At 68.2% G+C, this 2,167-nt stretch carries 2 protein-coding genes; both read right to left on the bottom strand.

Annotated features, from left to right (window positions below):
- Positions 1-1,115, bottom strand: a 1,115-nt coding sequence (treS, locus tag AC069T_RS37935; RefSeq protein ID WP_478787078.1) for a maltose alpha-D-glucosyltransferase, incomplete at its 3' end; no start/stop codon positions are given.
- On the bottom strand, positions 1,112-2,167 hold a 1,056-nt coding region (locus tag AC069T_RS37930), incomplete at its 5' end, for an alpha-amylase family protein (RefSeq protein WP_478787077.1). The genes AC069T_RS37930 and treS, both read right to left, overlap by 4 nt.

The raw sequence follows: 2,167 nt of genomic DNA, 5'->3' as shown, positions 1-2,167 counted from the left end.
TCGTTGTCCAGCAGCGGGGCGAGCCGGCGCCGGATGCCGATGTTGGCGCGCATGCGCGGGTCCTTGGCGTACTCCGCGTACATGTAGTCGCGCTCTTCGTCGGTGACCATCTCCAGGGTCAGTTCGTCGTGGTTGCGCAGGAAGATGCCCCACTGGCAGTTCGCCGGGATCGCCGGGGTCTTGGCCAGGATTTCGGAGACCGGGTAGCGCGACTCACGCCGGACCGCCATGAAGATGCGCGGCATGACCGGGAAGTGGAACGCCATGTGGCACTCGTCGCCGCCGGCCGAGTAGTCCCCGAAGTAGTCGACGACGTCCTCGGGCCACTGGTTCGCCTCCGCCAGCAGCACCGTGTCCGGGTACTGGGCGTCGATCTCGGTGCGGACCCGCTTGAGGAACTCGTGGGTCGCGGCCAGGTTCTCGCAGTTCGTGCCCTCCTCCGTGAAGAGGTAGGGGACCGCGTCGAGCCGGAAGCCGTCGATGCCCAGGTCCAGCCAGAAGCGGAGGGCCGCCAGGATCTCTTCCTGGACCCGGGGGTTCTCGTAGTTGAGGTCGGGCTGGTGGGAGAAGAAGCGGTGCCAGAAGTACTGCTTGCGGACGGGGTCGAAGGTCCAGTTGGAGGCTTCGGTGTCGACGAAGATGATGCGGGCGTCCTGGTACTGCTTGTCGTCGTCGGCCCAGACGTAGTAGTCGCCGTAGGGTCCGTCGGGGTTGGCGCGGGACTCCTGGAACCACGGGTGCTGGTCGCTGGTGTGGTTCATGACGAAGTCGATGATGACGCGCATGCCGCGCTGGTGGGCGGCGTCGACGAACTCGACGAAGTCGGCGAGGTCCCCGAACTCGGGCAGGACGGCGGTGTAGTCGGAGACGTCGTAGCCGCCGTCGCGCAGGGGGGACTTGAAGAAGGGGGGCAGCCACAGGCAGTCGACGCCGAGCCACTGGAGGTAGTCGAGTTTGGCGGTCAGGCCCTTGAGGTCACCGACGCCGTCGCCGTTGCTGTCCTGGAAGGAGCGCACCAGGACCTCGTAGAAGACGGCTCGTTTGAACCATTCGGGGTCGCGGTCCTTGGCGGGGGTGTCCTCGAAGGTGTCCGGGACGGGCTCGTTGACGATCATGAGGTGGCTGACCCTCCGGTCTGCGATGAGGACGGTCGCCGGACGGTGCCGTGCTCATCCGGGGAGTCGTGGTCTCCGGCCTCCCTGACCACGGCGAGGACATGCGCACCACCCGGGGCCAGGCGCACGTAGTTGGCGCTGCCCCAGTGGTAGGTCTCGCCGGTGAGCTCGTCGCGCACGGGCACCGTCTCGTGCCCGTCCAGGCCGAGTTGCGGCATGTCCAACGAGACCGTGGCCTCCTGGGTGTGGTGCGGGTCCAGGTTCGCCACCACCACGACCGTGTCCGAGCCGGCGCGCTTGCTGTAGACGATCAGCGCGTCGTTGTCCGCCCGGTGGAAGTGGAGGTTGCGCAGCCGGCGCAGCGCCGCGTGGGACCGCCTGATCCGGTTGAGCCGGGTGATCAGCGGGGCGATGGTCCTGCCCTCCCGCTCGGCCGCCTCCCAGTCACGCGGACGGAGCTGGTACTTCTCGGAGTCCAGGTACTCCTCGCCGCCCGCCCCGGCCGGGGTGTTCTCGCACAGCTCGTACCCGGCGTAGAGGCCCCACGCCGGGGAGAGGGTGGCGGCCAGCACCGCCCGCACCTCGAAGGCCGGACGCCCGCCCTCCTGGAGGTAGGCCGGCAGGATGTCGGGGGTGTTCACGAAGAGGTTGGGCCGCATGTAGGCCGCCGACCCGTGCGACAGCTCGGTCAGGTAGTCGGTCAGCTCCTGCCGGGTGTTGCGCCAGGTGAAGTAGGTGTACGACTGCTGGAAGCCGACCGCGGCCAGCCTGCGCATGATCGCGGGCCGGGTGAACGCCTCGGCCAGGAAGATCACGTCCGGGTCGGTGCGGTTGACGTCCGCGATGACCTGCTCCCAGAACACCACCGGCTTCGTGTGCGGGTTGTCCACCCGGAAGATCCGCACCCCGTGGCCCATCCAGAAACGCAGCACCCGGGTCGTCTCCGCCACCAGCCCCGGCATGTCCCGGTCGAAGGCGATCGGGTAGATGTCCTGGTACTTCTTCGGCGGGTTCTCCGCGTACGCGATCGTGCCGTCCGGGCGGTGGTGGAA

It is taken from the genome of Streptomyces sp. NPDC043867 (assembly GCF_056435845.1).
Note: the sequence above shows the minus strand (reverse complement) of the source record. Positions and strands in the feature narration are given on the sequence as shown.